Origin of the sequence: Streptomyces sp. KL2 (assembly GCF_046529545.1) — a bacterium.
Lineage (GTDB): Bacteria > Actinomycetota > Actinomycetes > Streptomycetales > Streptomycetaceae > Streptomyces > Streptomyces radiopugnans.
In genome coordinates this window covers 832,570-856,060 of the sequence record NZ_CP127170.1, presented here as the reverse complement: position 1 = coordinate 856,060, position 23,491 = coordinate 832,570, and the positions used below count along the sequence as shown (strand labels likewise).

General features: G+C 75.5%; 21 protein-coding genes. 12 read left to right on the top strand and 9 right to left on the bottom strand.

The annotated features are described in order from the left end of the window. Window positions 1–10: 10 nt before the first annotated feature. Both QPK52_RS03895 and QPK52_RS03890 read right to left on the bottom strand, forming a co-directional pair. Entirely contained in the window at window positions 11–1,093 is a 1,083-nt protein-coding gene (locus tag QPK52_RS03895) for an iron-containing redox enzyme family protein (RefSeq protein ID WP_410535595.1), read from the bottom strand. After that, window positions 1,090–2,226 carry a glutamate--cysteine ligase gene (locus QPK52_RS03890; protein WP_410535594.1) on the bottom strand — a complete coding sequence of 379 codons (1,137 nt, stop codon included), beginning with the start codon at window positions 2,224–2,226 and terminating at the stop codon, window positions 1,090–1,092. Before QPK52_RS03890 ends, QPK52_RS03895 begins: the two co-directional genes overlap by 4 nt. 186 nt (window positions 2,227–2,412) lie before the next feature. On the opposite strand from QPK52_RS03890, the gene QPK52_RS03885 reads away from it, so the two are divergent. Continuing rightward, window positions 2,413–3,015, top strand: coding sequence for a hemerythrin domain-containing protein (locus QPK52_RS03885; protein ID WP_410535592.1), 603 nt, complete (start codon window positions 2,413–2,415; stop codon window positions 3,013–3,015). 120 nt (window positions 3,016–3,135) lie between these two features. On the opposite strand, the gene QPK52_RS03880 is transcribed toward QPK52_RS03885, so the two are convergent. Continuing rightward, window positions 3,136–4,344, bottom strand: coding sequence for a hypothetical protein (locus QPK52_RS03880; RefSeq protein WP_410535591.1), 1,209 nt, complete (start codon window positions 4,342–4,344; stop codon window positions 3,136–3,138). 269 nt (window positions 4,345–4,613) lie between these two features. Between QPK52_RS03880 and QPK52_RS03875 the strand changes: the two genes are divergently transcribed. Together QPK52_RS03875 and QPK52_RS03870 are read left to right on the top strand one after the other, a co-directional pair. Then, a complete protein-coding gene (locus QPK52_RS03875; protein ID WP_410535589.1) occupies window positions 4,614–5,276 on the top strand; it encodes a hypothetical protein in 663 nt (220 codons plus the stop codon). After that, a complete protein-coding gene (locus QPK52_RS03870) occupies window positions 5,273–6,814 on the top strand; it encodes an FAD-dependent oxidoreductase (RefSeq protein ID WP_410535587.1) in 1,542 nt (513 codons plus the stop codon). Before QPK52_RS03875 ends, QPK52_RS03870 begins: the two co-directional genes overlap by 4 nt. A 69-nt stretch (window positions 6,815–6,883) precedes the next feature. Here QPK52_RS03870 and QPK52_RS03865 read toward each other — a convergent pair whose 3' ends face one another. From QPK52_RS03865 to QPK52_RS03855, 3 genes are all read right to left on the bottom strand, one after another. Next, complete coding sequence (locus tag QPK52_RS03865; RefSeq protein ID WP_410535586.1) at window positions 6,884–8,269, bottom strand: transglycosylase family protein; 1,386 nt, start codon at window positions 8,267–8,269, stop codon at window positions 6,884–6,886. A gap of 270 nt (window positions 8,270–8,539) precedes the next feature. Then, window positions 8,540–9,229: an endonuclease gene (locus QPK52_RS03860; protein WP_410535585.1), complete on the bottom strand. Its 690-nt coding sequence runs from the start codon at window positions 9,227–9,229 to the stop codon at window positions 8,540–8,542. Between the two features lie 7 nt (window positions 9,230–9,236). Continuing rightward, a complete protein-coding gene (locus QPK52_RS03855; protein ID WP_410535584.1) occupies window positions 9,237–10,118 on the bottom strand; it encodes a DUF72 domain-containing protein in 882 nt (293 codons plus the stop codon). Between the two features lie 140 nt (window positions 10,119–10,258). Here QPK52_RS03855 and QPK52_RS03850 point away from each other — a divergent pair, with 140 nt between their 5' ends. Next, window positions 10,259–10,669 (top strand): hypothetical protein, encoded by a 411-nt coding sequence (locus QPK52_RS03850; RefSeq protein ID WP_410535583.1) that lies wholly within the window; start codon window positions 10,259–10,261, stop codon window positions 10,667–10,669. A 43-nt stretch (window positions 10,670–10,712) separates the two neighbouring features. On the opposite strand, the gene QPK52_RS03845 is transcribed toward QPK52_RS03850, so the two are convergent. Together QPK52_RS03845 and QPK52_RS03840 are read right to left on the bottom strand one after the other, a co-directional pair. Beyond that, on the bottom strand, window positions 10,713–10,910 hold the full coding sequence (locus tag QPK52_RS03845; protein WP_410535582.1) for a hypothetical protein: 198 nt from the start codon (window positions 10,908–10,910) through the stop codon (window positions 10,713–10,715). Window positions 10,911–10,999: 89 nt separating this feature from the next. Then, window positions 11,000–11,524, bottom strand: a complete 525-nt coding sequence (locus QPK52_RS03840) for a chaplin (RefSeq protein ID WP_410535581.1) — start codon at window positions 11,522–11,524, stop codon at window positions 11,000–11,002. Window positions 11,525–11,818: 294 nt separating this feature from the next. Here QPK52_RS03840 and QPK52_RS03835 point away from each other — a divergent pair, with 294 nt between their 5' ends. The 8 genes from QPK52_RS03835 (at window position 11,819) to QPK52_RS03800 (ending at window position 22,133) form a co-directional block, all read left to right on the top strand. Next, on the top strand, window positions 11,819–12,916 hold the full coding sequence (locus QPK52_RS03835) for a hypothetical protein (protein WP_410535580.1): 1,098 nt from the start codon (window positions 11,819–11,821) through the stop codon (window positions 12,914–12,916). A 93-nt stretch (window positions 12,917–13,009) separates the two neighbouring features. After that, window positions 13,010–14,260, top strand: coding sequence for a glycosyltransferase family 4 protein (locus tag QPK52_RS03830; protein ID WP_410535579.1), 1,251 nt, complete (start codon window positions 13,010–13,012; stop codon window positions 14,258–14,260). Then, window positions 14,257–15,810: an exopolysaccharide biosynthesis polyprenyl glycosylphosphotransferase gene (locus QPK52_RS03825; protein WP_410535578.1), complete on the top strand. Its 1,554-nt coding sequence runs from the start codon at window positions 14,257–14,259 to the stop codon at window positions 15,808–15,810. Before QPK52_RS03830 ends, QPK52_RS03825 begins: the two co-directional genes overlap by 4 nt. Window positions 15,811–15,973: 163 nt before the next feature. Continuing rightward, entirely contained in the window at window positions 15,974–17,320 is a 1,347-nt protein-coding gene (locus tag QPK52_RS03820; protein ID WP_410540182.1) for an O-antigen ligase family protein, read from the top strand. Next, on the top strand, window positions 17,317–19,050 hold the full coding sequence (locus QPK52_RS03815; RefSeq protein WP_410535577.1) for a lipid II flippase MurJ: 1,734 nt from the start codon (window positions 17,317–17,319) through the stop codon (window positions 19,048–19,050). Before QPK52_RS03820 ends, QPK52_RS03815 begins: the two co-directional genes overlap by 4 nt. Then, window positions 19,040–19,867: a polysaccharide deacetylase family protein gene (locus QPK52_RS03810; protein WP_410535576.1), complete on the top strand. Its 828-nt coding sequence runs from the start codon at window positions 19,040–19,042 to the stop codon at window positions 19,865–19,867. Before QPK52_RS03815 ends, QPK52_RS03810 begins: the two co-directional genes overlap by 11 nt. A gap of 70 nt (window positions 19,868–19,937) precedes the next feature. Continuing rightward, a complete protein-coding gene (locus QPK52_RS03805; RefSeq protein ID WP_410535575.1) occupies window positions 19,938–21,194 on the top strand; it encodes a glycosyltransferase in 1,257 nt (418 codons plus the stop codon). Window positions 21,195–21,200: 6 nt separating this feature from the next. Next, window positions 21,201–22,133, top strand: a complete 933-nt coding sequence (locus tag QPK52_RS03800) for a hypothetical protein (RefSeq protein ID WP_410535574.1) — start codon at window positions 21,201–21,203, stop codon at window positions 22,131–22,133. A gap of 103 nt (window positions 22,134–22,236) precedes the next feature. Here QPK52_RS03800 and QPK52_RS03795 read toward each other — a convergent pair whose 3' ends face one another. Then, the gene (locus QPK52_RS03795; RefSeq protein ID WP_410535573.1) at window positions 22,237–23,400 is read right to left on the bottom strand and encodes a glycoside hydrolase family 26 protein; all 1,164 of its coding nucleotides are present in this window, start codon (window positions 23,398–23,400) and stop codon (window positions 22,237–22,239) included. Window positions 23,401–23,491 lie beyond the last annotated feature (91 nt).

Sequence of the window (23,491 nt, the reverse complement as noted above, 5' to 3'; positions counted from 1 at the left end):
CGGAGCCGGCTCAGGCGTCCAGCGGACGCCGCAGCGAGGTGGCGCCGCGGCGCCAGGCGTCCAGCAGGCGGTCCGCCAGAAGCTCCTCCAGCAGCTCGGTGGCGCGGATGCCGAACACGACGTCGGCGGCCAACTCCGGCTCGCGCGCCAGCAGGTCGCCGATGACGTCCCGGCGCATCACCTGCTCGTGCACGGCGTCCGCCTCGATGTGCTCGGTGAAGAACAGCACGCACTCGGGAGCGGCGCCCATCCGCTCCAGCGCCCTGGCCATCTTCCGGGCGCTGGGCGCGGTGCTGATCTCGGCCGCCGCGAAGTGGCCCACCAGCGCACCGCGCAGGGCCCGGTGCAGCCCGCACAGCGACATCAGGTTCACCCCGGCCACGATCGGGGCGGGCACGTCGTCGAGGTAGCGCAGATAGGACGGGTCCAGGCCCGCGCCCGCCATCAGGTCCGCGAACAGCCGCGCGTGCACCCGCTCCCCGCGGCCCCCGCCGAACTCGTCGTACTCCACCGCCACCAGCGACGCCTTGGCCTGGCCGTCGAGACGGGGGATGACCCAGGCGTGCGGATCGGCCTCCTTGAGGTGGTAGACCGAGCGGTGGGCGATGTACTCGCGCATCTGCCACCACTCGCCCTCGCGCAGCAGGAAGTCCGACACCCCGCCGCCCTCGGCCGGCTCCACCAGCAGCGGCTCCAGCGCGGCGGTCACGTCCGAGTCCGAGGCCGTGCCGGTGAGGGTGTCGCGGCGCAGGGCGGCCAGGAAGACCCGCTCCAGACCGGCGCGCAGCCGCAGCAGGTCCGGGTCCCACTCCCACTCGGCCGACACGCCCGCGAAGCCCCGGTAGTGCAGCTCGTAGCAGACGTACAGGGCCAGTTGCAGGTCCTCGCCGTACGGATCGGCCTCCTCCACCGCCGCCCCGAGGGACGACGGCAGCCGCGCGGGCGGCGGGGCGGCCAGTGCCTCCAGCACCGCTGCGCTCAACGCGCCCCGCGGTGAGGGGAGTGGGGCCGTGACCGCGCCCGAGGGGATGCCGGACGCGGCGCCGGACGCGCTGACGGCCTGCTCCGCGGCCGTACCGGTGGTGGTCGTCATGCTCGCTTGTGCTCCCTCGCGTCGGTCTGGGCGGCCAGCAGTTCCACCACCGCCCGGGGGCCGCCCCGCGCCCAGGCGCGCCGCTGCCGGTCGGCCCCGGTGCCGTTCTCGCGCACCGCGTCCAGCAGCCGCCGTACGGCCTCGGTGTCGCCGGTCTCCTCCAGGGCGGGCGCGACGTGCCGCAGCAGCGCCTCCAGCAGTTCGCCGGCCGGCACGCGGGCGCGGGTGACCGGGTCGATGCCGTCACCCCGCAGCCCGTACCGCGCCGCGGCCCACACCGCGGCCCTGGCCGCCCGCTCGTCCAGTTCCGGCTCCGGCACCCCGGCCTCCAGCTCCGCCAGGGCCCGGCGCACCAGGGCGCGCCCCAGCGCGGCCTGGAGTACCGCGTCGTCGACGGTGGCCGCCGCGTCCGCGACCCGGAACTCGACCGTGGGCAGCCACGGCGAGGGGCGCATCAGCCAGAAGCTCATCCGGTCGTCGATCAGCGCGCCGTAGGACACCAGCCGCTCCACCTCGGCGTCGTGGGAGGCGGCGTCGGGGAAGCGGGGAGGCATTCCGGCGGCGGGGAAGCGCAGCTGCTCCATCATGCGCCAGCTGGCGTAGCCGCGGTCGCGTCCCTCGCAGAAGGGGGAGTTCACCGACAGCGCCAGCAGCGTCGGCAGCCAGCGGCGCACCCGGTTGACCACGGCCACCGCGGTCTCCCGGTCAGGCACGCCCACATGGACGTGGCAGCCGCACACCTGGTAGTCGTCCACGATGTCGGCGAAGAGTTCCGAGATGCGGCGGAAGCGCTCGCCCTCGGCCACCGGGGGCCGCCCGTCGCTCAGCACGGCCGCCCCGGAGGACAGCAGCAGCAGGCCCTCCTCCCGGGCGGCGTCCACCAGCCGGGCGCGGTCCTCCGCGAGCTCCCCGCGGACCTCGTCCAGGGAGGTGCACACCCCGGTGGCGGACTCCACCTGGCTGGAGAGGAACTCCGCCTTGTAGCCGGAGCCGTCGGCGGCGGACGCCTCGTGGTGGGCGCGGCGCAGCACCGCCCGGGCACCGGGCACGGTGCGGGCGGTGGTCGGGTCGGCCAGGAGGAACTCCTCCTCGACCCCCATGGTCAGTCCCCCGGCGGTTCCATCCCTGGTCACGGCAGTGTGGGTACCCCCGGCAGGCCCGGCGAAACGAGCAGGGGTTTTCGGGTGGGGGTCACGGGTACCGCGACCGTTCGCACCGAGCGCCACCGGGCCGACGGCAGGGCCCGGTGGCGCGACGGGATCCGGTACGGACCCCCGGGGCGATCGGCCGACGACAGCTCACGGAAGGAAACCCCCCACATGGCGGGACGGCAGGAGACGACGGACATCAGCGGACACGGCGGGCACGACGGGAACGGTGAGAGCGCGGTGGCGCTGCTCATGCGGCAGCACGGCGAGATCCGCAACCTCTTCGACGAGGTGGAGGCGACCGAGGGCGACGCCCGGCGGGACGCCTTCCACCGCCTGGTGAGGCTTCTGGCGGTGCACGAGACCGCCGAGGAGGAGGTGATCCACCCCTATGCCCGGCGCAGCATCGACGGCGGCGAGAGCGTGGTGGAGGAGCGCCTGGAGGAGGAGAAGAAGGCCAAGGAGGTCCTGAAGGACCTGGAGGACATGGACCCGGACAGCCCCGAGTTCATGACCCGCCTGGAGACGCTGCGGCACGACGTGGAGGCGCACGCCCGCGCCGAGGAGCGCTACGAGTTCATCCACATCGCGCGCGAGACCGAACCCGAGCGGCTGCGCGCCATGGCCAGGGCGCTGAAGGCGGCGGAGGCGACCGCGCCCACCCGCCCGCACCCCGGCGTGGAGACCGCCGCCGAGAACCTGGCCGTCGGCCCGCTGGCCGCCGTGGCCGACCGGGCCCGCGACGCCGTGCGCAAGGCCATGGGCCGGCACTGAGGCCGACGCCGGGCCATGGACGGCCGCCGAACGGGCCGCCGGGGCCTCCCGCGCAATGCGGCCGGGCCGTCCACTCCGCGCGGAGTGGACGGCCCGGCCGCATTGCGCGGGAGGAAGGGCTCAGGCCCGCTGGCGCTCGCGCAGCGAGGCGTCCGGGTGCTCGCCCTCGGTGCTCAGCCGGTACTCGCCCCCGAACATCTCCCGGTGCCGGTCGATCACCCGCTCGCTCGGCGGCTCCTCGCCGCCGTGGATCTGCTCCTGCATCCGCTCGAAACGCTCGTGCGCCTCGCGCACGTACCCCGCGCCCAGCGTCGTCAGGTCCAGCTGGGTGGCCAGCAGCTCGCGGATGTAGCCCTTGTTGGGCTCGAAGGTCAGGACGTTCGGCAGCTCCGGCGCCAGGACCTCCTCCGGCTCGCGGCCGTCGTGCCGCCGCATCAGGTCGCAGGCGATGCGCAGGTGCTCCAGCTCCATGTTCAGGTGCAGCTCCCAGATCGCCTTGACCTTCGGGTCGCTCTCCTGCTGCATGAACGAGTAGTACAGGTAGCACTCGTTGTACTCGTGGTTGACCAGGCGCTCCCACCAGGTCTCGCCCGGGTCCACCAGGGACTCGTAGTGCGTGACGTGCTCCTCCTCGATGAGCCCGATCTCCTGGTAGAGCTGGCGGGCGATGGGCTCCATGTACTGGGGACCGACGTTCATGTAGAAGTTCATGGTCTGCTGCTCGGCCGACATGATCGTCAGCGCGTGCAGCTTGGAGAGCGGGTCCGTGCGGTCCTTGTCGTACGGGTCGCGCACGTTGTCGGCCGGGTGGCGGTGGTGGTACTTGGTCGGCCGGCCCGGGATGACCTCGGTGAGCTGGTCGACGATCTTCTCGGCCTTGCGGTGCTCGATCATCTCGTACAGGTTCGAGTACCGGTACAGGTGGTCGAAGTCCTCCAGGACGCCGAACTGGTACGCCTGCTTGAGGTACGGGTCCGGTTCCATCCGGGCGACCCAGGCGGTGAGGTCGACGGCCACCTGCTCGTAGGCGATCGTCGTCTCCAGCACCGAGGACAGGCCCGGCAGCAGCCAGTTGACCGTCTTCTGCTGCTGCTGCTCGATGTACCGCACCTCGGCGAGCTGCCGCTTGACGTCCATGTCCGGACACACCCGGGCGAAGTGGTGGCTGAACGTGATCGCCTCCACCTCGATGCCGTTCATCGTGATGACGCGGCAGCGGGTGTAGGGGTCGGCGTGGTTCGGGTCGATCGGCTCGACGTCGAGTTCACGCCAGTTGCGGAGCTGCCGGTCCAGCGGGATGCCGCGCTGCTCCAAGGGGTTGAAGGTCACCTGGTTCCTCCTGCTCGTCCACTGCGCTGACGCGTCCGGGGCGCGACCGCACCACGGCTGCCACGCGGCCCTGCTTCCCCCGGCACCGGACGCGATGCGCCGGGGTACCCCTGCGTCCACCCCCGAAACCGCGCGATCGGGGCCCGGACGGGGCACACCGCGCGTTTCCGCCCGGTACCGGCGGGTACCGGGCGGGTCGATGAGAGCCGACCGGATCACCGAAGCGTGCGCGCCCCTGACCGACACCGGGACCCGGAGGGAGACCGACCATGGCTGACGAGAACGAGCCCACCGCCGCGGGCGACGAGAGCAGGCCCGCGCTGGCGGAGGAGGACGCCACCGTCAACGACGACGAGACCCCCGGCCTGCCGCCCGAGGGGGAACCCGCCACCGGTCCCAGCCCCGGCGACTCGGCACTGGACGCCCCCTACGACCCGGGCGGCCGCCCCGAGGACGAGGGAATCCCCGACCTGCAGAACGGCATGCCCGAGCAGGAGTGGATGAACGATCCGCAGCAGATGCCCGTCCCCGGCGAGCGCCCGGTGGCCGCCGAGGAGTGGGGCACCACCTACTCCGAGCAGCTGGAGGGCAAGCCCCTGGGCGACCGGCTGGCCGAGGAGGAACCCGATGTGGGGGAGACCTCCCGGGCCTCCGGCCCCCCGGAGGAAGAGACCGGCCAGCTCAGCGACGACCCGCTGGGCGACCGGCCCGCCAACCAGGACGTGTTCTCCCACGAGTCCGCGGCCGAGGGGCTGGCCCCGGAGGAGTCGGCCGTCCACACCGTCGAGGAGGGCCGCGACATCGGCCAGCTCAGGGGCGAGGACGACGCCGACCGGTTCGGCCCGCCCGAGGGCGTGGGCGAGGTCGGCCCGTCCGGCGAGGGCGAGGGGACCGGCGTACGGCCCGAGCGCGGAGGGAACCGCAGGTCATGAGCGCATCCCCCGCCGACAACGAGTCGTACTGGCTGGCGACCGCCCCCGTCACCCCCGAGGTCACCCACCCGCCGCTGGAGCCCGGCAGCGAGACCGACACCGATGTCGTGGTCGTCGGCGGGGGCATCGCGGGCCTGTGCACCGCCTGGGAACTGACCCGCGCAGGCCGCCGGGTCACCGTGGTGGAGGCCGACCGGATCGCCGCCGGGGTCACGGGCCACACCACCGCCAAGGTCAGCTCCCTGCACGGCATGATCTACGACGAGCTGCGCGGCAAACACGGCGCCGACGGCGCCCGGATGTACGCGCTCTCCCAGCAGGACGCGATCGGGCACCTGGCCGCGACCGCCGCCGAGCTGGGTGTGGACTGCGAGCTGGAGCGCGTGCCCGCCTACACCTGGGCCGAGTCCGAGGAGACGGCCGAGAAACTGCGGGCCGAGGCCGAGGCCGCCGCCGAGGCCGGCCTGCCCGCCGTCTACGTCACCGAGACAGGGCTCCCGTTCCCCGTCCGGGGCGCGGTGCGCGTGGCCGACCAGGCGCAGTTCCACCCGCGCAAGTACCTGATGGCGCTCGCCGGGGACCTGGTGCGGCGCGGCGGGCGGATCGCCGAGCGCACCCGCGTGGTGGGCCTGGAGGAGGGCGAGCCGTGCAGGGTGACCGCCGAGAACGGCGCCACGGTCACCGCGAACGCCGTCGTCGTCGCCACCCACTACCCCGTCTTCGACCGGGCGCTGCTGTTCTCCCGGCTGGAGCCGCACCGCGAACTGGTCGTCGCCGCCTCGATCCCCGCCGCACAGGACCCGGCCGGGATGTACCTCACCCCCGAGAACGACACCCGCTCGGTGCGCACCGCGCCCTACGGGGAGGGACAGCGGCTGCTCATCGTCACCGGCGAGAAGTTCCTGCCGGGGACGGCCGACGTCACCGAGCGCTTCGAGAGCCTGGAGGCCTGGACGCGCGAGCGCTTCCCCGACGCCCGGGTCGTCCACCGCTGGGCCACCCAGGACAACAGCTCCACCGACCGGGTGCCGTACATCGGGCCCTTCCACCCCGGCGCGCGCCACACCTACGTCGCCACCGGCTTCGGCGGCTGGGGCATGGCGAGCGGGGTGCTGGCGGGCCGGCTGCTCGCCCGGTACGTCACCGGCGAGGACCTGCCGGCCTGGGCGAAGCTGTACGACCCCCGGCGGCTGCCCGGCTTCCGCGAGGCGCCCTCGCTGCTGGGCCTGCAGGCCACCGTCGCCAAGCACTTCGTCGGCGACCGGCTGCGCCCCTCGCACGCCGACTCCGTCGACGAGATCGCCCCGGGCGGCGGCGCGGTCGTACGGATCGGCGGGAGCCGCTGCGCCGTCCACCGCGACGCCGACGGGCGGCTGCACGCCGTCTCGGCACGCTGCACGCACCTGGGCTGCCTGGTCCACTTCAACGACGCGGAACTGGCCTGGGAGTGCCCCTGCCACGGCTCGCGCTTCGCCCCCGACGGCTCGGTGATCCAGGGCCCGGCGACCCACCCGCTGGAGCGGCGCGACATCGAGTGACACCGCTTCCCGTGCGTTCCGGTGCCGCGGCACCGGAACGCACGGGAAGCGAGGCGGTGGCGTACGGGATCAGATGCGCACGCCGTTGGCGCGCAGGTAGGCCAGCGGGTCGATGTCGGAGCCGTAGCCGGGGCCGGTGCGGATCTCGAAGTGCAGGTGGGGGCCGGTGCTGTTGCCGGTGGAACCCGAACGCCCGATCCGCTGGCCTGCGTTGACCTGCTGGCCGGAGCGCACGGAGATCGCCGACAGATGGGCGTACTGGCTGTAGCGGCCGTCGGAGTGCCGGATGACCACCTGGTAGCCGTACGCGCCGCCCCAGCCGGCCGAGACGACCTGGCCGCGGCTGACGGACTGCACCGAGGTGCCCGTGGAGACGGGGAAGTCGACGCCGGTGTGGTAGCCGCTGGACCAGCCGCTGCCCGACTGGCGGTACGCGGTGGTGGGGGAGACGCCGCTGACGGGGGAGGCGTAGCCGGGCGAGGCCTCCGCCCCGGAGCTCTTGCGCTCGGCCCGCCCGGGCTCGGCCTGCGCCCGGATCTTCTCCTGGGGCTCGGCCTTCTCCTCGGGGCCGGTCTTCTCCTCGGGGCCGGTCTTCTCCCGGGGCTTCGCCTGCTCCTTCGGCTTCTCCCGGACCTCGGACCCGGCCTGCTCCTTCGGTCTCTCCTGCTCCTTCGGCTTCTCCTCGGCCTTCGGCGCGCTCTTCTGCCGGGGCACGGTGACGCTTCGGCCGGAGGCGTCGTCCTGCCGCGTCCGGGCCGCGCCGCCCTGCTGGAGACTGAGCCGCTGCCCGGGGAAGATCAGGTCCGGGTCACCGCCCACGACCGTGCGGTTGCGCTCGTACAGCGCCTGCCAGCCGCCGCGCACATCGTGCTCGTCGGCGATCCCGGAGAGTGTGTCACCGCCGGCCACCACATACGTCCGGCCGCTGCCGGAGGGCTTGTCGCCGGGCTTCCCGCCCGGTTTCGCGGCCTTGGCGGGGGCGGCGGACAGCCTGGCCCCGGTCTCCGCCCGCGTCTGGGTGCGGGGCTGGTTGCCCTCCGGCTCGGCGGCCTCGGCGGCGGTGCCGGAGCCCTGGTGCTCCCAGGCCAGACCGGCCCGGGTCGAGCACACCGGCCAGGCGGCCGGGCCCTGCCCGTCGAGCACCCGCTCGGCGACGGCTATCTGCTCCTCCCTGGTGGCGAGGTCGGCGCGCGGGGCGTAGGCGGTACCGCCGAATTCCTGCCAGGTGCTCTGCTTGAACTGTAATCCGCCGAAGAAACCGTTTCCGGAGTTGATATTCCAGTTCCCGCTGCTCTCGCACGCGGCGACCTTGTTCCAGATCTCCTCGGGCGCGGCGTGGGCGGCGGTGGCCCCGATCAGCGGGATGGCGATTCCGGCCCCTCCCGCGGTGACGGTCAGCGACGCGCGGGAAACCGCGTTGGGCTTGTATCGGCGATGACGCCCTCTTCCGGCCACAGCCGGTCCCTCCCCTACGCCGTATCCGGCGGTCCGTCAGTTGAGCTCTCACGCAATTCCGTTGGCGAGCGCGCCAAAGATAGACGCGCTTTCCGTACGACGGCAAGAGCCCGCATCCGGCGCCCAACGGCGCCCGCCGTGAAAACCCCTGGCGGGGCACAGTGCGGCACCTCGCGGTGCAACGCGGCGCGGGCATCGCGCACAACGGCGCGGAAACAGCGCGCAGCGGCATGAAAACGGCGCCGAAACGGCACGGAAACGGAAACGGAATCACACCCGCGCCGCGGCGAGCACCTCGTCGGCGGCCTTCCGGTCGAGGGAGACGCGGACCAGCCCCGCGGCCAGCCGCGGCAGCTCCTCACCGGGCACCAGCCGCGCCAGCTCCCGCGACGAGGCGGGCAGCCCCAGCCGCCCCGCGCCCTCGCGAGTCCTGCGGTCGAGGTACGGGGCGAACTCCGGCCAGACGCCCTGCGCCTCGCGCAGGAAGATGTCCGCCCCGGTCGGCCCGATGCCGGGGAAGCGCTGGAGCCGCTCGCTCACCCCGCTCTCCTCGCGCAGCCCGCGCAGGTCCCCCCGGTAGCGCTGGAGGAGCAGCTCCGCGCCGTCGCCGAGCTGGGTGGCCGTCCGCTCGTCGTAACGCCGGTAACCGCCCGCGCCCAGCGCGTCCACCCGCCGCTGCCAGGCCGACTCGGCCATGCTCCGCGCGTCGCCCAGCCCGGCGCCGAACAGGGCGCGGGCCGCCGACACCGCGGTCTCCGCCCGGATGCGGGCGCTCAGCAGCAGAGAGAGCACCAGCAGCCGGTACAGCGGCACGGGGGTGTTCCGCAGCCGGATGCCCGCCTCCTGCGCGTACGTGCGCCCGTGGAGTTCCAGCAGTGCGCGCACCACGGCGGCGTCCCGCTCCCGCGGTCCCGCGCGCCGGTCCGTGCCCGTGTTCCTCGTCCCGTCCGGCCCGTTCATGAACGCATCACCCCAGCAGTCCGCTCATCGTCTCGGCGGCGCGGACGGACGCGTCGCCGCAGCAGTTGTTGAACAGGACGTGCACCCGGTCGGTCCGCTCCGCCAGCGCCCGTATCCGCGGGACCCACTCGGCGAGCTCCTCCACGGTGTACCGGTGCCGGTAGGAGTCCTCCTTGGAGCCGGTGCCCCAGTGCGGGCTGCGGCCGTGGAAGCGGACCACCGACAGCTCCGGCGCGGTCGCCGCGGCGACCGGCGGCACGGAGGCGGGCAGGCCCTGCGCGGTGTCCACCGCGACCAGCGCCGCGCCGTGGCGCTTGGCCAGGTCGGCCGTGTCCGCGGAGCGCTCGGGCGCGTACCAGCGCGGGTCGCGGAACTCCACCGCCGTGTGCCGGCCCAGCGCGCCCGCGCGTGCCAGACACCGTTCCACGAACGCCTCCGCCTCGGGGCCGGGCCGCAGCGACGGCGGGAACTGCATCAGCACCGCGCCCAGCCGCCCGGCCGCGCGCAGCGGCTCCAGCGCGTCGGCGAAGCGCCGCCACACCTCCTCCACGGCCGCCGGCCCCAGCGCTCCGGGCCGTACCCGGGCGCCCGCGGGGGCACCGGCCGGGCGCAGCTCCGCCGGGAGCGAGCCGACCCGCGTGGAGTGGCCGGTGAGCAGGGAGAACGCCTTGACGTCGAAGACGAACCCGTCGGGGGTGCGCTCGGCCCACAGCCGGCTGTTGCGCGTGCTGGGCAGCCCGTAGTACGTCGAGTCCACCTCGACCAGGCCGAAGCGCCCGGCGTAGTACCGCAGCCGCCCCTCCGCCCCCTTGGCCGACGGCGGGTACCACCCGCTGCCGACCAGTGCGGGATCCGTCCACGAGCAGGTGCCGACCAGAATGCTTCCCATGGTCGCCGGGTACCCGCGCCGCGTCGGCGAGATCCGCCGTCAGGAAGCACTCGGGGCGTTCGGGGCGCCCGGGGCGCGCGGGATGTCCGGAGCGCCCCGGTGTCCCGGGGGCCCCGGGGCCCACGGAGAGGAGCCAGACCATGTCCGGTGAGGACGAGGGTACGGACAGGGAGCGGCGCGCCCGTGAGATCGCCGAGGAGGCCGAGCGGACGCGGAATCCGGGCAACGCCACGTACGGCCCGGGCGAGGAGCTGCCCCGCAGCGGCGAGGACGTGGGCACGGGTGAGGACCACTGGGAGCCCGGCAGCGAGGAGGAACCGGGCGCGTCCCCGCTGGGCAAGGGCGATGTCCACGCCGTGGCCGCCGACGACATGGAGCAGCCCGAGATCGCCGCGGGGCCGACTCCGGGAATGCAGCCGGGCGAGACCGTGGAGCGCGGCCCCTGGACCCCGCCGGTGGAGGTGGACCCGCCGGCGGGCCGCAACCTGCCCCGTGACGCGGCGGGGGAACGGGACGCCGTACGCGGGCAGGAGGAGGAAGGCGGCCCCTGAGCGCCCTCACGGGTGCGGCCCGCCGCCCGGCGGGCCGCACCGTTCAGCCGCCCCCGGGGCGTTCGCCCTTGGGGCCGCGGCCGCGCTCGGTGCGCGGCCCGGAGGAGCGCCGGCGAGGGTCCTGCTGCAGCGACTCGTTGGCCTCCTCGTCGGCATGCCGGTCGGGTACGCCGCCGCGCTCCGCCTCCTTGCGGCGCCGTGCGCGCTGCTTGTCGTAGTCCTTGCTTCCGGGTTCGGGCATGTCCATCACCTCGCCGCGCGCGGGTGCCCGCCGCTCCCGGAGCCGAAACGGCCCCCGCCCCGCCGGCGGAGCGGGACGGGGGCGCCGGGTCACTTGTTGACGCAGACGTTCCCGGAGGAGGAGTTCAGCGCGCCGAGGACGGTCAGCTGGTTGCCGCAGACGTTGAGGTCGAAGTCCATCGGGAACTGGACCACGTTGCCGCTGAGGACGCCGGGGGATCCGAAGGCCACCGCCCCGGCGTAGGCGTCGTGGCCTCCGCCGTAACCGCCTCCGCGGTGGTCGTCCCCGCCCTTCCCGTATCCGTCCCCGTGGCCGCCCCTGTGGTGCTCCTTCTTCCCGTGGTCCTTCTTGTGGCCCTTGTCGTAGCCGTTGTCGTGGTCCTTCTTGTGGCCCTTGCCGTGACCCTTGTCGTGGTCCTTCTTGTGACCCTTCCCGTGGCCCTTCCCGTGGTCCTTCTTCCGGTCCTTCTTGTGGCCGTCGCCGTGGTGGCCCTGGTGGTGGCCGCCCTTGTGACCGCCGTGGTGGTCTCCGCAGGCCGACGCGGCTCCCGCGCCGCCGAGAACCAGGGCGCAGGCGGCCGCGGCGATCGCGGCGGTCTTGGCGATACGGATCATCGCCGTTCTCCTTTCGGGATTCTTCGAACCGTGGTCGATCCGGGCTGTGAATGGGTTGTCCGGTCCGGCGGCGGCCCAACAGGAATGATGCGCAGGACCACCCGGAGGGCCCAGCGGGATCACCGTTCCGGTTCCCTCCTGTGGGCCGTACCGCCGCGAGCGGATGCCGTACCCGCCCGGTTCTGATCCGGGCGGTCACACGCTCGGCGCAACCCCCGCGCGTCACCTCCGGGGGAGGCATAAGCGTCTGTCATGGTTTGCTCCGATTTGAACGGTATCGATCGGAGAAGGTCCATGCGTGTTTCCCTGGGGCTCACCAGCCGAGGAGTGCTGTGCGCACTGGCAGCCGCGGCCCTGGCGATGGCACTGCCGCCGACCGCGGCCGCGCCCGCGCCCGGCGAGGCGCCGCGCATCCCGTTCGGGGAGCGGTACCGCGCCACCCAGCACGGCGGCATCGTCCGCGCCGCCAACTCCGCGGCCACCTGCCTCACCCCCGCGGCCACCGGTGCGCCGCCGTGCGCGCAGGCCCGGGAGGGGAAGGCGAAGGGGAACAACGGCGACTACGAGATGACCTACGTCGACGTCGACGACGATCCCAACACCTACAACTCCAGCAGCGCGGAACTGCGCCTGCCCACCGGGGCGCGCGTCACCTACGCCCGGCTGTACTGGGGCGGCAACCTCCGGGTCGGCGAGCAGAAGCCCCCCGAGGACAACGGACGGGTGCTGATCGCCGAACCGCGCGGCCGGTACAAGGAGGTCCTCGCCGACACCGTCATCGGCCACCGCCGCACCGGCGTCATGGACGGGTACACCGCCTCGGCCGACGTCACCGGCCTGGTCGCGCGGTCCGGCGGCGGCTCCTACACCGTCGCCCAGCTCAACGTCGCCGCGGGCCGCTCGCCCGCCGGCGCCTGGGGCGGCTGGACGCTGGTGGCGGCCTACGCCCACCCCAAGGAGCCGCTGCGCCACCTGGTGCTCATGGACGGCTACGAGGCCATGACCCCCTCCAGGAGGGTCCTCGACATCACCGCCGAGGCCCTGCCGGTGCCGCCCGGGGCGTCCGGTGCCGCCGGCGTGGTGGCCTACGACGGCGACCGCGGCCGGGGCGGGGAGACGCTGACGGTGAGCACCGGGACCGCGCCCGCCCACCGGGTGCGCGACGCCGCCAACCCCGCCGACGACCCCATGAACTCCACGATCACCGACCACGGCCGCCCGGCGCCCCGCCGCCTGCCCGCGTACCCCGACACGCTGGGCTACGACTCCGACGTCCACGGCATCACCCCCGCGCTGGTGCGTGGCGGCGACTCGCTGACGTTCCGCTTCACCACCCGTGACGAGGGCTACCAGCTCGGGGCGCTCTTCCTGCAGGTCGACGCGCGCCGCTGAGGGCCGTGCGCCCGGCGCGCTCGGCTCGACGTCAGAACGGTTCGGTGGATGGGGAGTTCACACGTGTTCCAGAAAGACCGGGAAGCGGTTCGCATGACGGTGCTGCACCTGTCCCAGCCCGTGGACGGCGGAGTGGCCAGGGTCGTCACCGACCTGGTCCGCGCCCAGACCGCCGCGGGAACGCGCGCCGTGGTGGCCTGCCCACCCGGCGGCGCGCTGGGCCGCGACGCCGCCGCGGCCGGCGCGGAGGTGGCCGACTGGCCCGCGCGGCGCGAACCGGGGCCGGGCCTGTACGGCGAGGCCGTACGGGCCGCCCGGCTGGTGCGGCGTATCGGCCCCGATCTGGTGCACACGCACAGCGCCAAGGCCGGACTGGCCCTGCGGCTCGCCCTGCGGGGCCGCGTTCCCACCGTCCACCAGCCGCACGCCTGGTCCTTCGACGCCGTGGGCGGGGCGACCGCCCGGCTGGCCCTGTGCTGGGAACGGCTGGCGGCCCGCTGGGCGGACCGCGTGCTGTGCGTGGCCGGCGACGAACTGCGGCACGGCGAGGCGTCGGGGGTGCGCGCCCGCTGGGCGGTGGTCCACAACGGCGTGGACACCCGCCGCTTCAGCCCCGCGGACGAAGCCGCCCGCGCCCGCGCGCGCACCACCCTGCCCGTGCTGGCCGGGGTGCCGCCGCACGCTCCCCTGGCCGTCTGCGTCGGCCGGCTGTGCCGGCAGAAGGGGCAGGACGTGCTGCTGCGGGCCTGGCCCGAGGTCGCCGCCCGCGTCCCCGGCGCCCGGCTGGTCCTGGTCGGCGACGGCCCATGGCGCCGGGAACTGGCCGGGGCGGCGCCCGCGGGGGTGCTGTTCGCCGGGCCCGCACAGGACACGGCGGCCTGGTACGCGGCGGCCGACGCGGTGGTGCTGCCCTCCCGCTGGGAGGGGATGGCACTGGTCCCCCTGGAGGCGATGGCCTGCGGCCGCCCGGTGGTGGCGACCGCGGTGACCGGTGCGGCCGAGAGCCTCCCGCCGGGCCGCGCCGCCGACTTCCTGGTCCCGCCGGAGGATCCCCGCGCCCTGGCCCGCGCGCTGGCCGCGCTGCTGGCCGACCCCCCGCTCCGGCACGACCTTGGGCTGCTGGCCGCCGAGCACGTCCGGGCCTTCCACGACGTACGGCACACGGCCGAGCGGGTCGCGCGGCTGTACGCCGAGGTGCTGGCCGAGCGGTCCGCCGCCGCGCCCGTCCGCCGGCGGACCCGCCCGCCGGCCCCCGCCGCGGCCGGCCCCCTTCCCCGGCCGGCCGCCGAACCCCCATCCCACCCCCATCCCCACCCCGATACCAGGGAGCACACCAGGCGATGACCACGGACAACACCGGGACATCCAACCCGAGCCGGGTCCTGCCCCTGCCGGAGCCCAAGGCCCGCACCGCGGCGGGCCACGTCGGACCGCCGCGCGGACCGGCGCACCGGCCGCTGCCGGAGAGCCTGCGAGGGAACCCGTACCGGCGCCGCGCCGCCGCCCTCCTCGCCGCCGCCGACTGCCTCGCGGCGGTCGCGGTGGTCGCGGCCGTGACCACCGCGACCGTCGTGACCGCGACGCCCGGAGCGGACGGAGGCGGGGGTGTGCTCGCGGCCGTGGTGCTGTGCGCCGTCCTGCTGGCCGTCCTGGCGCCGCTCAACGCCCGCGCCGGCCTCTACCGCACCACCCTGGCGCCGGCCGTGCTCGGTGAGCTGCCCGCTCTGCTCGGCCGTACGGCCGCCGCCTGGTGCGCGGCCGTCGCGCTGTCGGCCACGGTCTGGGAGGGGAGGAACCCGGGCTGGACGGTTCTGGCGGCCGCGGTGGCCGCCCACACGGTCCTTGCCTGCGCCGCCCGCGGCACCGTCCACCTGGCGTGCCGCCGGGCCGGCCGCCGCAGGCCGCGTTCCGCCCTGGTGGTCGGCGCCGGGGAGGCGGGGCGGCGGATCACCGCCGCCCTGTACGAGCACCCCGAGTACGGGATGCGCCCGGTCGGGGTGGTCGAGCCGGGCGGAGAACCCGCCGACGCGGCACTGGCCGAAGGCGTCTCGGTACCGGTGCTCACCGGACGCGAGGACATCGTCCGGGCCGCCATCCAGAACGCCGTGCGCGACGCGGTGTTCACCCGCGACCCCGGAGCGGATCCGGAGGCCGCGGCACTCGTGCCGCTCTTCACGGACCTGGACTGCACCGTGTGGGTGGTCGGCGCGGCCGGCCCGGCCGCGCACCCGGCCGCCCCCCGCGCCGGCCGCCCGGCCGACCACCTGTGGGGCTTCCCCTGCCACCGCCTGGATCCGCGGCCCCGGCACCACCGGGCCGGACTGCGCGGCAAGCGGGCCCTGGACGTCACGGTCGCCGCCGTGGCGCTGGTGGCCGCCGCGCCGGTGCTGCTGGCCTGCGCGCTCGCCGTCCGGATCGCCGACGGGCCCGGGGTGATCTTCCGTCAGGAGCGGATCGGACTGGGCGGACGCCCGTTCACCGTCCTGAAGTTCCGCACCCTGCGCCCCCGGGACGAGCACGAGTCGGCGACGCGCTGGAACGTCGCCGACGACCGCCGGATGAGCGCGGTCGGCCATGTGCTGCGCCGCACCTCGCTCGACGAGCTGCCACAGCTGTGGAACGTACTGCGCGGCGACATGAGCCTGGTCGGGCCGCGGCCCGAACGACCCTACTTCGTCCAGCGGTTCAGCCGGCTCCACCCCGGCTACGCGGCCCGCCACCGGATGCCCGCCGGGATCACCGGGCTGGCCCAGGTGCACGGCCTGCGCGGCGACACCTCCATCGAGGACCGGGCGCGGTTCGACAACCACTACATCGAGACCTGGTCGCTGTGGCAGGACGTCTCGATCCTGCTGCGCACCGCGGGCTCCGTCCTCCGGCTCGGGGGCAGCTGAGGTGACGACGGCCACCACGGTCGACGCTGCCACCGCTGCCACCGCGGCCGACGTGCGGTGCGGGGCGGCCGTACAGCCCACCGAGCCCGCGGCTCCCACGGCCCTCACGGCTTACGGCACGGCTTACGGGGAGGCCCCGGCCCCCGGGCCCCGCAGGACCCGCCTGCCGGCGGCGGTGGCCTCCCACCTGCCGGTGCTGCCCGCGCTCGCCACCGTCCTGCTGGTGTGCGTGCCCGCACACCGCGCGCCCGGCGGGGGCGGCGCGGGCGCCACCCTCGCCGACGCCGCCTCGGGCGTCCTGGTCGTGTGCTGCGCCGCGTGGGCGCTGCGCACCCGCGCGCGCCCGCTGGACACCACGGCCGCCGCCGTACTGGCGGCCCCTGCCGCCGGGTTGGCGCTGGCCGCCGCCACGGCCCAGGATCCCGCGGCCGGCCTCACCGGTTTCGTCCGTCTGCTCCAGGTGTTCGTCCTGGTGCCGGCCGCCCTGGTGCTCGCGCTGCGCTCGCGGCGGCACGCCCGGCTGGTCACCGCCTCGCTGGTGGCGGTCGCAGTGGTGCAGGGCGCGGTCGGCGTCCACCAGTACCTCACCGGCACCGGCGCCTCCTACCGGGGCGAGGACATCCGGGCGGTGGGCACCTTCGGCCCGCTGGACGTCATGGGGATGGCCTCCGCCGTCTCCTGCGGCGTCGTCGTCGCCCTCGCGGCGGGGCTCGCCCCGCCCGCCGGAGCCCCCCGGTGGCTGCGGCCCGCGGCGCTGGGCACCGCCGCCGCGCTCCTGGTGCCGCTGGTCCTCTCCTTCAGCCGGGGAGCGTGGATCTCCACCGCCGCCGCCTGCACGGCGGTGCTGCTCCTGGCCGGCCTGCGGACGGCCCTGCGCACCCTGGCGGTCCTGATGGCCGCCGGGGTGGTCCTGGTCGGCGGGTTCGGCGTGGGCGGCGACCTCGTCGCCGAGCGCGCCGCCAGCATCACCGAGGTCGCAGGGGAGCCCGACCGGTCCGTGACCGACCGCTACACCATGTGGGCCGCCGCCGTGGGGATCTGGCGCGAGAACCCGCTGACCGGAGTGGGCCCGAAGGGCTTCGCCGGACACCGCGACTCCCACGCCTCCCTGGCGCTGTCCTCGGCGAGCGACACCGCCGGGGCCGGCCAGGACTTCCACCGCCAGCCCCTGCTGTCCCCGCACAACATGTACCTGCTCCTCCTGGCCGAGCAGGGGCTGGTCGGCGCCACCGCCGTCGCAGGCGGGTGGGCGGCGCTGCTGGTGCTGGGCGTGCGGCGTCTGCGGCGGGCACGGACGGCGGGCCGGGGCGCCGACTGCGGTCTGGCCGCGACCGGCCTGCTCGTCCTGGTCTGCGTCGACTTCCTCTACGCCGACATCGGAGGCCCCTCCACGGTGCTTACCGCCGTGGCGCTCGGCCTGGCCGCCTGGTGGGCGCTGGCGCCCGCGGCGGCGGCCGGGTGCGCGGCCGCCGACCGCGCACAGGGCGCGAAGGGGGCGGACGTACGGTGAGCACCGCGACCGGCGCGCCGACCGCGCCCCCGCCGCCCTCCGGCCCCTCCGCGCCCCCGGCCGCCCCGGCTTCCGGCTCCGCGCCGGGCGGGCGGTTCGTCGCCCGGGCGGCCGCGGCGACCGCCGTCCTGACCGCCGCAGGCTCCTTCTTCGGCCTGGTGCGGGACCAGACCATCGCCCACCTCTTCGGCGCGGGCAGCGACACGGACGCCTTCCTGGTGTCCTGGACCATCCCCGAGTTCGCCTCGACGATCCTCATCGAGGACGCCATGGCGCTGGTGCTGGTCCCGGCGTTCAGCCTCGCGCTGTCGCGCCGGGCCGCGTCCCGCGCGGCCGGGGAGCCGGACTCCGGCGCCCTCGCGGAGGACCCGGCGGGCAACGCCGCCGACCCGGTGCGCGCACTGCTGGCGGCGACGCTTCCCCGGCTGCTCCTGGCACTGGCGTGCGCCGCCGCGGCCGTGGCGCTGCTGGCACCGCTGCTGGTGGGCGCCCTCGCGCCCGGCCTGGCCGACCCCGGCCTGGCGGTGGACTGCACCCGGCTGACGGCCGTCACCGTGCTGGGCTTCGGAACCGCCGGTTACTTCAGCGCGGCCCTGCGCGCCCACCGCAGCTTCGTGCCCCCGGCGGCGATCTACTGCGCGTACAACATCGCCATCATCGCGGTGGTGCTGGGCCTGCACGCCCGGTGGGGAGTGCGCGCCGCCGCGTTCGGGGTGGCCGCGGGCAGCCTGGCGATGGTCCTGGTCCAGCTTCCGGCGTTCTGGCGGCGCCTGCCCGTCCGCACCGCCCCCACCGTCCGCGTGCGCCGTGCCGTACGTGCGCGCCGCGCGGTCCGTGCGCGCCGCGCCGCCCGCGCCCCGCGTGCCGCGGCGCTGGTGGGCTGGGGCCTGGTGGCCCCGGTGGCCGTCTTCGCCCTCTCCCGCCAGTCGCAGGTGCTCGTCGAACGCTTCCTGGCCTCCGGACTGCCGCCCGGCGCGATCTCGCACCTGAACTACGCGCAGAAGATCGCCCAACTCCCCATGACCTTCTCCCTGCTGCTGTGCACGGTCACCTTCCCCCTGGTCGCCCGGGCCATGGCCGACGGCCGGACCGAGCGGGCCCGGCGGCGTGTGGAGCGCGATCTGGTGCTGGCCGCGACGGTGGTGCTGCTGGGAGCCGCGTACGTGATCGCCTACGCCCCCCAGATCGTCCAGCTCCTCTTCGAGCGGGGCGCCTTCGGCGCCGGGGACACCGCCGCCACCGCCTCGGTCATGCGCGTCTACGCCACCGGGCTGCTCGGCCACTGCCTGGCCGGCGCCCTGGTGCGGCCGTTCTTCGCCGCCGCCCGGCCCGTCTGGTACCCGGCCGGCGCGATGGCCGTCGGCCTGCTGCTCACCGTCGCGGCCGGCGCCCTGGCCGCCCCCCGATGGGGCGTCCACGGCATCGCCGCGGCCAACGCCGCCGGGATCACCACCACCGCGCTGCTGCTCCTGTGCGGCCTGCGCACCCGCGTCCTGCCCGTCCGGGTGCGCCCGGTGGCGGCCGGCCTGGGCCGGCTCGCCCTGGCCGCGGCGGCGGCCACCGCGGCCGGCCTCGCCGCCGCACCGCTCCTGCCCTCCCCGCTCCCCACCGCCCTGGCCGGGGCACTGGTCGTCCCGGCCGCCTTCACCACCGCGGCGCTCGCCGTCCGGGCGCCCGAAGTACCGCAGCTCCTGACCGCCGTCACACGAAGGTTCCGCCATGTCCGCTGATCCGGCCCGCACACCCGCCCCCGCCCCCTCCACGGCGCCCACCGCCTCGCTGCCGCGGCTGCGGCCGGTGCGCCCCTGGGTGCTGATGTACCACTCGGTGGCCGAGCACACCGAGGACCCCTACAACGTCACCGTCTCGCCGGGCCGCCTGGACCGCCAGCTGCGCTGGCTGCGGCGGCGCGGTCTGCGCGGCGTGGGGGTGGGCGAGCTGCTGCGGGAGAGATCGGCCGGACGGGGCGCCGGACTGGTGGGCCTGACCTTCGACGACGGGTACGCCGACTTCATCGGGGAGGCCGTGCCCCTGCTGCGCCGCCACGGCTGCACCGCGACCGTGTTCGTCCTGCCCGGCCGGCTCGGAGGCGACAACGAGTGGGACCCGCTGGGCCCCCGCAAGCCGCTGCTGACCGAGGCGGGCGTCCGCGCCGCGGTCGGCGCGGGCATGGAGGTCGGCTCCCACGGACTGCTCCACCTCGACCTGACGGCGGCCGACGACGAGACCCTGCGCCGGGAGACCGAGGGCAGCCGCCTGGTGCTGGAGGAGATCACCGGACGCCGGGTCGAGGGCTTCTGCTACCCCTACGGCACGGTCGACCACCGGGCGGTGCGGGCGGTGCGCGCGGCGGGCTACGCGTACGCCTGCGCCATCGACCCCGGCCCGCTGACCGGCCTCCACGCCCTGCCCCGCGTCCACGTCGGCGAGGAGGACACCTCGCCGCGGCTGTACGCCAAGAGGCTGCTGCACCCCCTGCGGCGCCGGGCCCTGCCCAGCGGCCCCACCGCGCCGGCCGCCGGATCCCTCACCGGGGCCGGACGGTGAAGGGGGCGTCCGCGGAAGGCCGTTCACCCCGGAGGCGGACCCGGAACCGCAACGTGGGAGAGGAGGACCGATGAGAGTGCTGCACATCATCACCGGCCTCGGCGCGGGCGGCGCCGAGCAGCAACTGCGGCTGCTGCTGCGCCACCTGCCGCTGTGCTGCGACGTCGTCACCCTGACCAACCCCGGCGCGGTCGCCGACGGCATCGAGGCCGACGGCACCGCCGTCACCCATCTGGGGATGCACGGCAACCGGGACCTGTCCGCCCTGCCGAGGCTGGTGGACACGGTCCGCGCCGGGCGCTACGACATCGTCCACACCCATCTGTACCGGGCCTGCGTCTACGGGCGGATCGCGGCGCGGCTGGCCGGGACGCGGACCGTGATCGCCACCGAGCACTCCCTGGGCGAGCGGCGGATCGAGGGCCGCCCGCTCACCCAGGGAGCCCGCGCCCTGTACCTGGCGACCGAGCGCATGGGCACCGCGACCGTCGCGGTCTCCACCACCGTCGCCTCCCGGCTGCGCCGCTGGGGTGTGCCCGGCTCCCGCATCCGGGTCATCCCCAACGGCATCGACGCCGCCCGGTTCCGCTTCGACCCCGTGGTGCGCGCATCGGTGCGCACCCGGCTGGGACTGCCCGCGCACGCCCTGGTGGTCGGCGGGGTCGGGCGGCTGGTGCCCGGCAAGCGCTTCGACATCGCGGTGCGGGCCGTCGCCCAACTGCCCGGGGCCCATCTGGTCCTGGCCGGGGACGGGCCGGAGCGCGGCCGGCTGCGCGAACTGGCCGCCGGGCTCGGCATCGCCGACCGCGTAAGGCTGCTGGGGGAGTGCGGGGGAGCGGTGGGGGGCGATCCGGGCGCGGGCGGGGGCCGCCCGGACATCCCCGGGCTGCTCAGCGCCATGGACGTGTTCGTCTCCCCGTCGGCCGAGGAGGCCTTCGGGCTGGCCGTGCTGGAGGCGCTGGCGGCCGGGTTGCCCGTGCTCCATGTGACCTGCCCGGCCATCGACGAGCTGCCCCGCTCCCACGCCCCCGGGGCGCACCGCGTCGAACCGGGGGTCGCGAGCCTGGTGGCGGCGCTGCGCGAGCCGTCGTCGGTACCGCCCGGCAGGCGGCGTGCCCCGGTGTGCGAGGCGGTGCGCCGCTACGACGTGGCCCGCGGCGCCGACCGGCTCATGGCCCTGTACGAGGAACTCCACGGCCGCGCCCCCGCGCGCCCGGCCGCGGGCACTGCCGCACGTACCGCCGCACGGGCCGTACGCGCCCCCGCGGGCGCCGCGGCGCCCGAACCGCTCCTGCCCGTCCCGACCACCCCGACGACGAAGAGGTAATCCGCCTTGACCGAGCCGCGCACGACCGAACCCCCCGCGCCGCCGCGCCGAACCGGCCCGCTCGTCCGCTTCCCGCCGCCGTGGCGGACGTCCGACCTGCCCGCCTGGTGGCCGCTGGCCCTGGGAGTCCTGCTGGGACTGGTCGGCGGAGCGGCGTACGGCCTGCTCGCCACGCCCCGCTACACCGCGACCAGTTACGTGGTCGTGGTGCCCGGTGCCGGGGCGGACTCGGCGACCGCCCTCGGCTTCGCCCAGGCGTACGGCCGCGTCGCCACCGACAGCGCCGTCCTCGCCGAGGCGAGGACGGCGGCGAGGATGCCGGTGGACGAGCTGCGGACCGCCGTACGGTCGGCCACATCCCCGGACGCGCCCATGGTGGAGATCACCGGGACCGCCTCCAGCCCCGGCCGCGCCGCCGCCGTCTCCAACGCGGTGGCCAACGCCCTGACCAGAACGGGGAACCAGGCCGTGAACAGCACGGGGGTCCAGCTGTCGCTGTTCGCCCCGGCGTTCGACCCCACCGAGCCCGCCTCGCCCTCGGTGCCGCTCTCCGTCGCGGTGGGCGTCTGCGCGGGCGGCCTCGTGGGCGGCCTCGTGCTTCTGGCCGCTCCCCGGGGCCGCCGCGGCCCGGCCCGCGCCGGCGTACCGGCCGCCGCCGAGGCCGTGGACCGGAGCGCCCGTGCCGAGCTGCCGGCGCCGGGCGCCGGCGCGCCCTCCACCGCGAAACCCTCCGCCTCGGCGTCCTCCACCGCGCAGCCCGCGCCTCCCGCCCAGGCCGCGCCCGCGGCCGACTCCGGAGTCCCCGCACCCGCCGTCAAGGCCGCGGCCAAGGCGGCCGCCGCAGCGGTGGCGTCCGTCTCCGCGGCCCCCGGCAGGGACACCGCCGGGGACAGGACACCGGAGGAGCGGCGCAGGCTGGGCCGGCGGTCCGCCCGGTGACCCGCCGCACATCCCGTACACCGCCCCGGCCGGCGGGTACACCGGCCGGGGCGCGGTGAACGCGGTCCGGGCCCCGGGGCCCGGCGCCCCGGGGCCCGGCGGCCTAGGGCCTCCGCGCCCAGGAGAAGGTGACGCACAGCCGCCGGTCGCCGAGCCAGCCGCCCAGCCAGTCGCCCAGGTTCACGCAGAACTCCGGCCGGCTGCGGCCGGGGCGCGAGGCGCCGGGTGTCAACCTCGCCCGGAAGACCGCGGAGGACTTCGGGTTCTCCCCGCACCGCCACACGCCGTGCGGGCAGTAGTCGCTGATGGTGTGGTAGAGCGGTTTCCGCTCGTCGATCCAGTCCAGCATGCGGCGCATGTACTCGGCGTTGTCGCCCCTGCGGAACAGTCCCCATTCGGGGTAGGAGATCTGTTTTCCGCGTGCGGCGGCGAAATCCACCTGGTGCCGCAGTCCGTAGGGCTGGTTCACCTGGTCGTCGAACGTCTCGCCCGGCGGCTGGTCGTAGGAGTCCATTCCGATGATGTCGACCACGTCGTCGCCCGGATAGCACTCGGTCCAGCCGATGGCGTCCTTTCCCCGGCTGGGTGCGAAATCGAAGCGGAACCGCTGCCCGTCCACCGACCGCATGGCGGTGACGATGCGTCTCCAGTACGCCTTCCACGCCTGCGGGTCCGGAGCGCAGCGGTGGGTGTAGGTGGTGCCGTTCATCTCCCAGCCCAGCACGATCACCGTGTCGGGCACCCCGGCGGAGACCAGGTGCCGGGCCAGAGTGCGGAAGTGGTGGTCGAAGCGGCCCCGGGCGCCCTGGGCGAGCAGCTCGCGCACCTCGTGGTCGGGGACGCCGGCCTCGTTGCGCGCCTGCATCGGCACGTTGAGCACGAACAGCCGGTCGGGGTCGGCGCGCCGCCACTCGGCCCAGGGGCGCAGGAAGTACGGGTCGCTCTCGATGCGCTCCCAGGTGTCGCCCGGCAGATAGGTGTGGCCCACCCGCAGGTCCGCGCCGCCGAGCCACTCCCGCAGCTCCGCGATCCGCCGCACCCCGTCCGAGCCCGACCCGAGGAAGGCGCCGACGGCGACGGAGGAGTCAGGCGGACGAGGCCCGGCGCGGTCGTCCCCGAAGGTGCCGGTGGCCACGGCGCCGCCCGCGACGAGCGCTCCGGCGACGACGGCACCGGCGCACGCGGCCGTCAGTCTGCGGCGCCGGGCGGGCGCCGCGGGCTTCCGGTGCCGACCGGTTCCTCCCGGTCGGTGGTGTCGATGGGGCATCGTGCCTCCTTGCTGCGTCGCCAGAACGGCCTGCTCGTCCTCCCCGGCCCTGCGCGTCTTTTCCGAGACACTAATCGGAGAATCCCTCAAA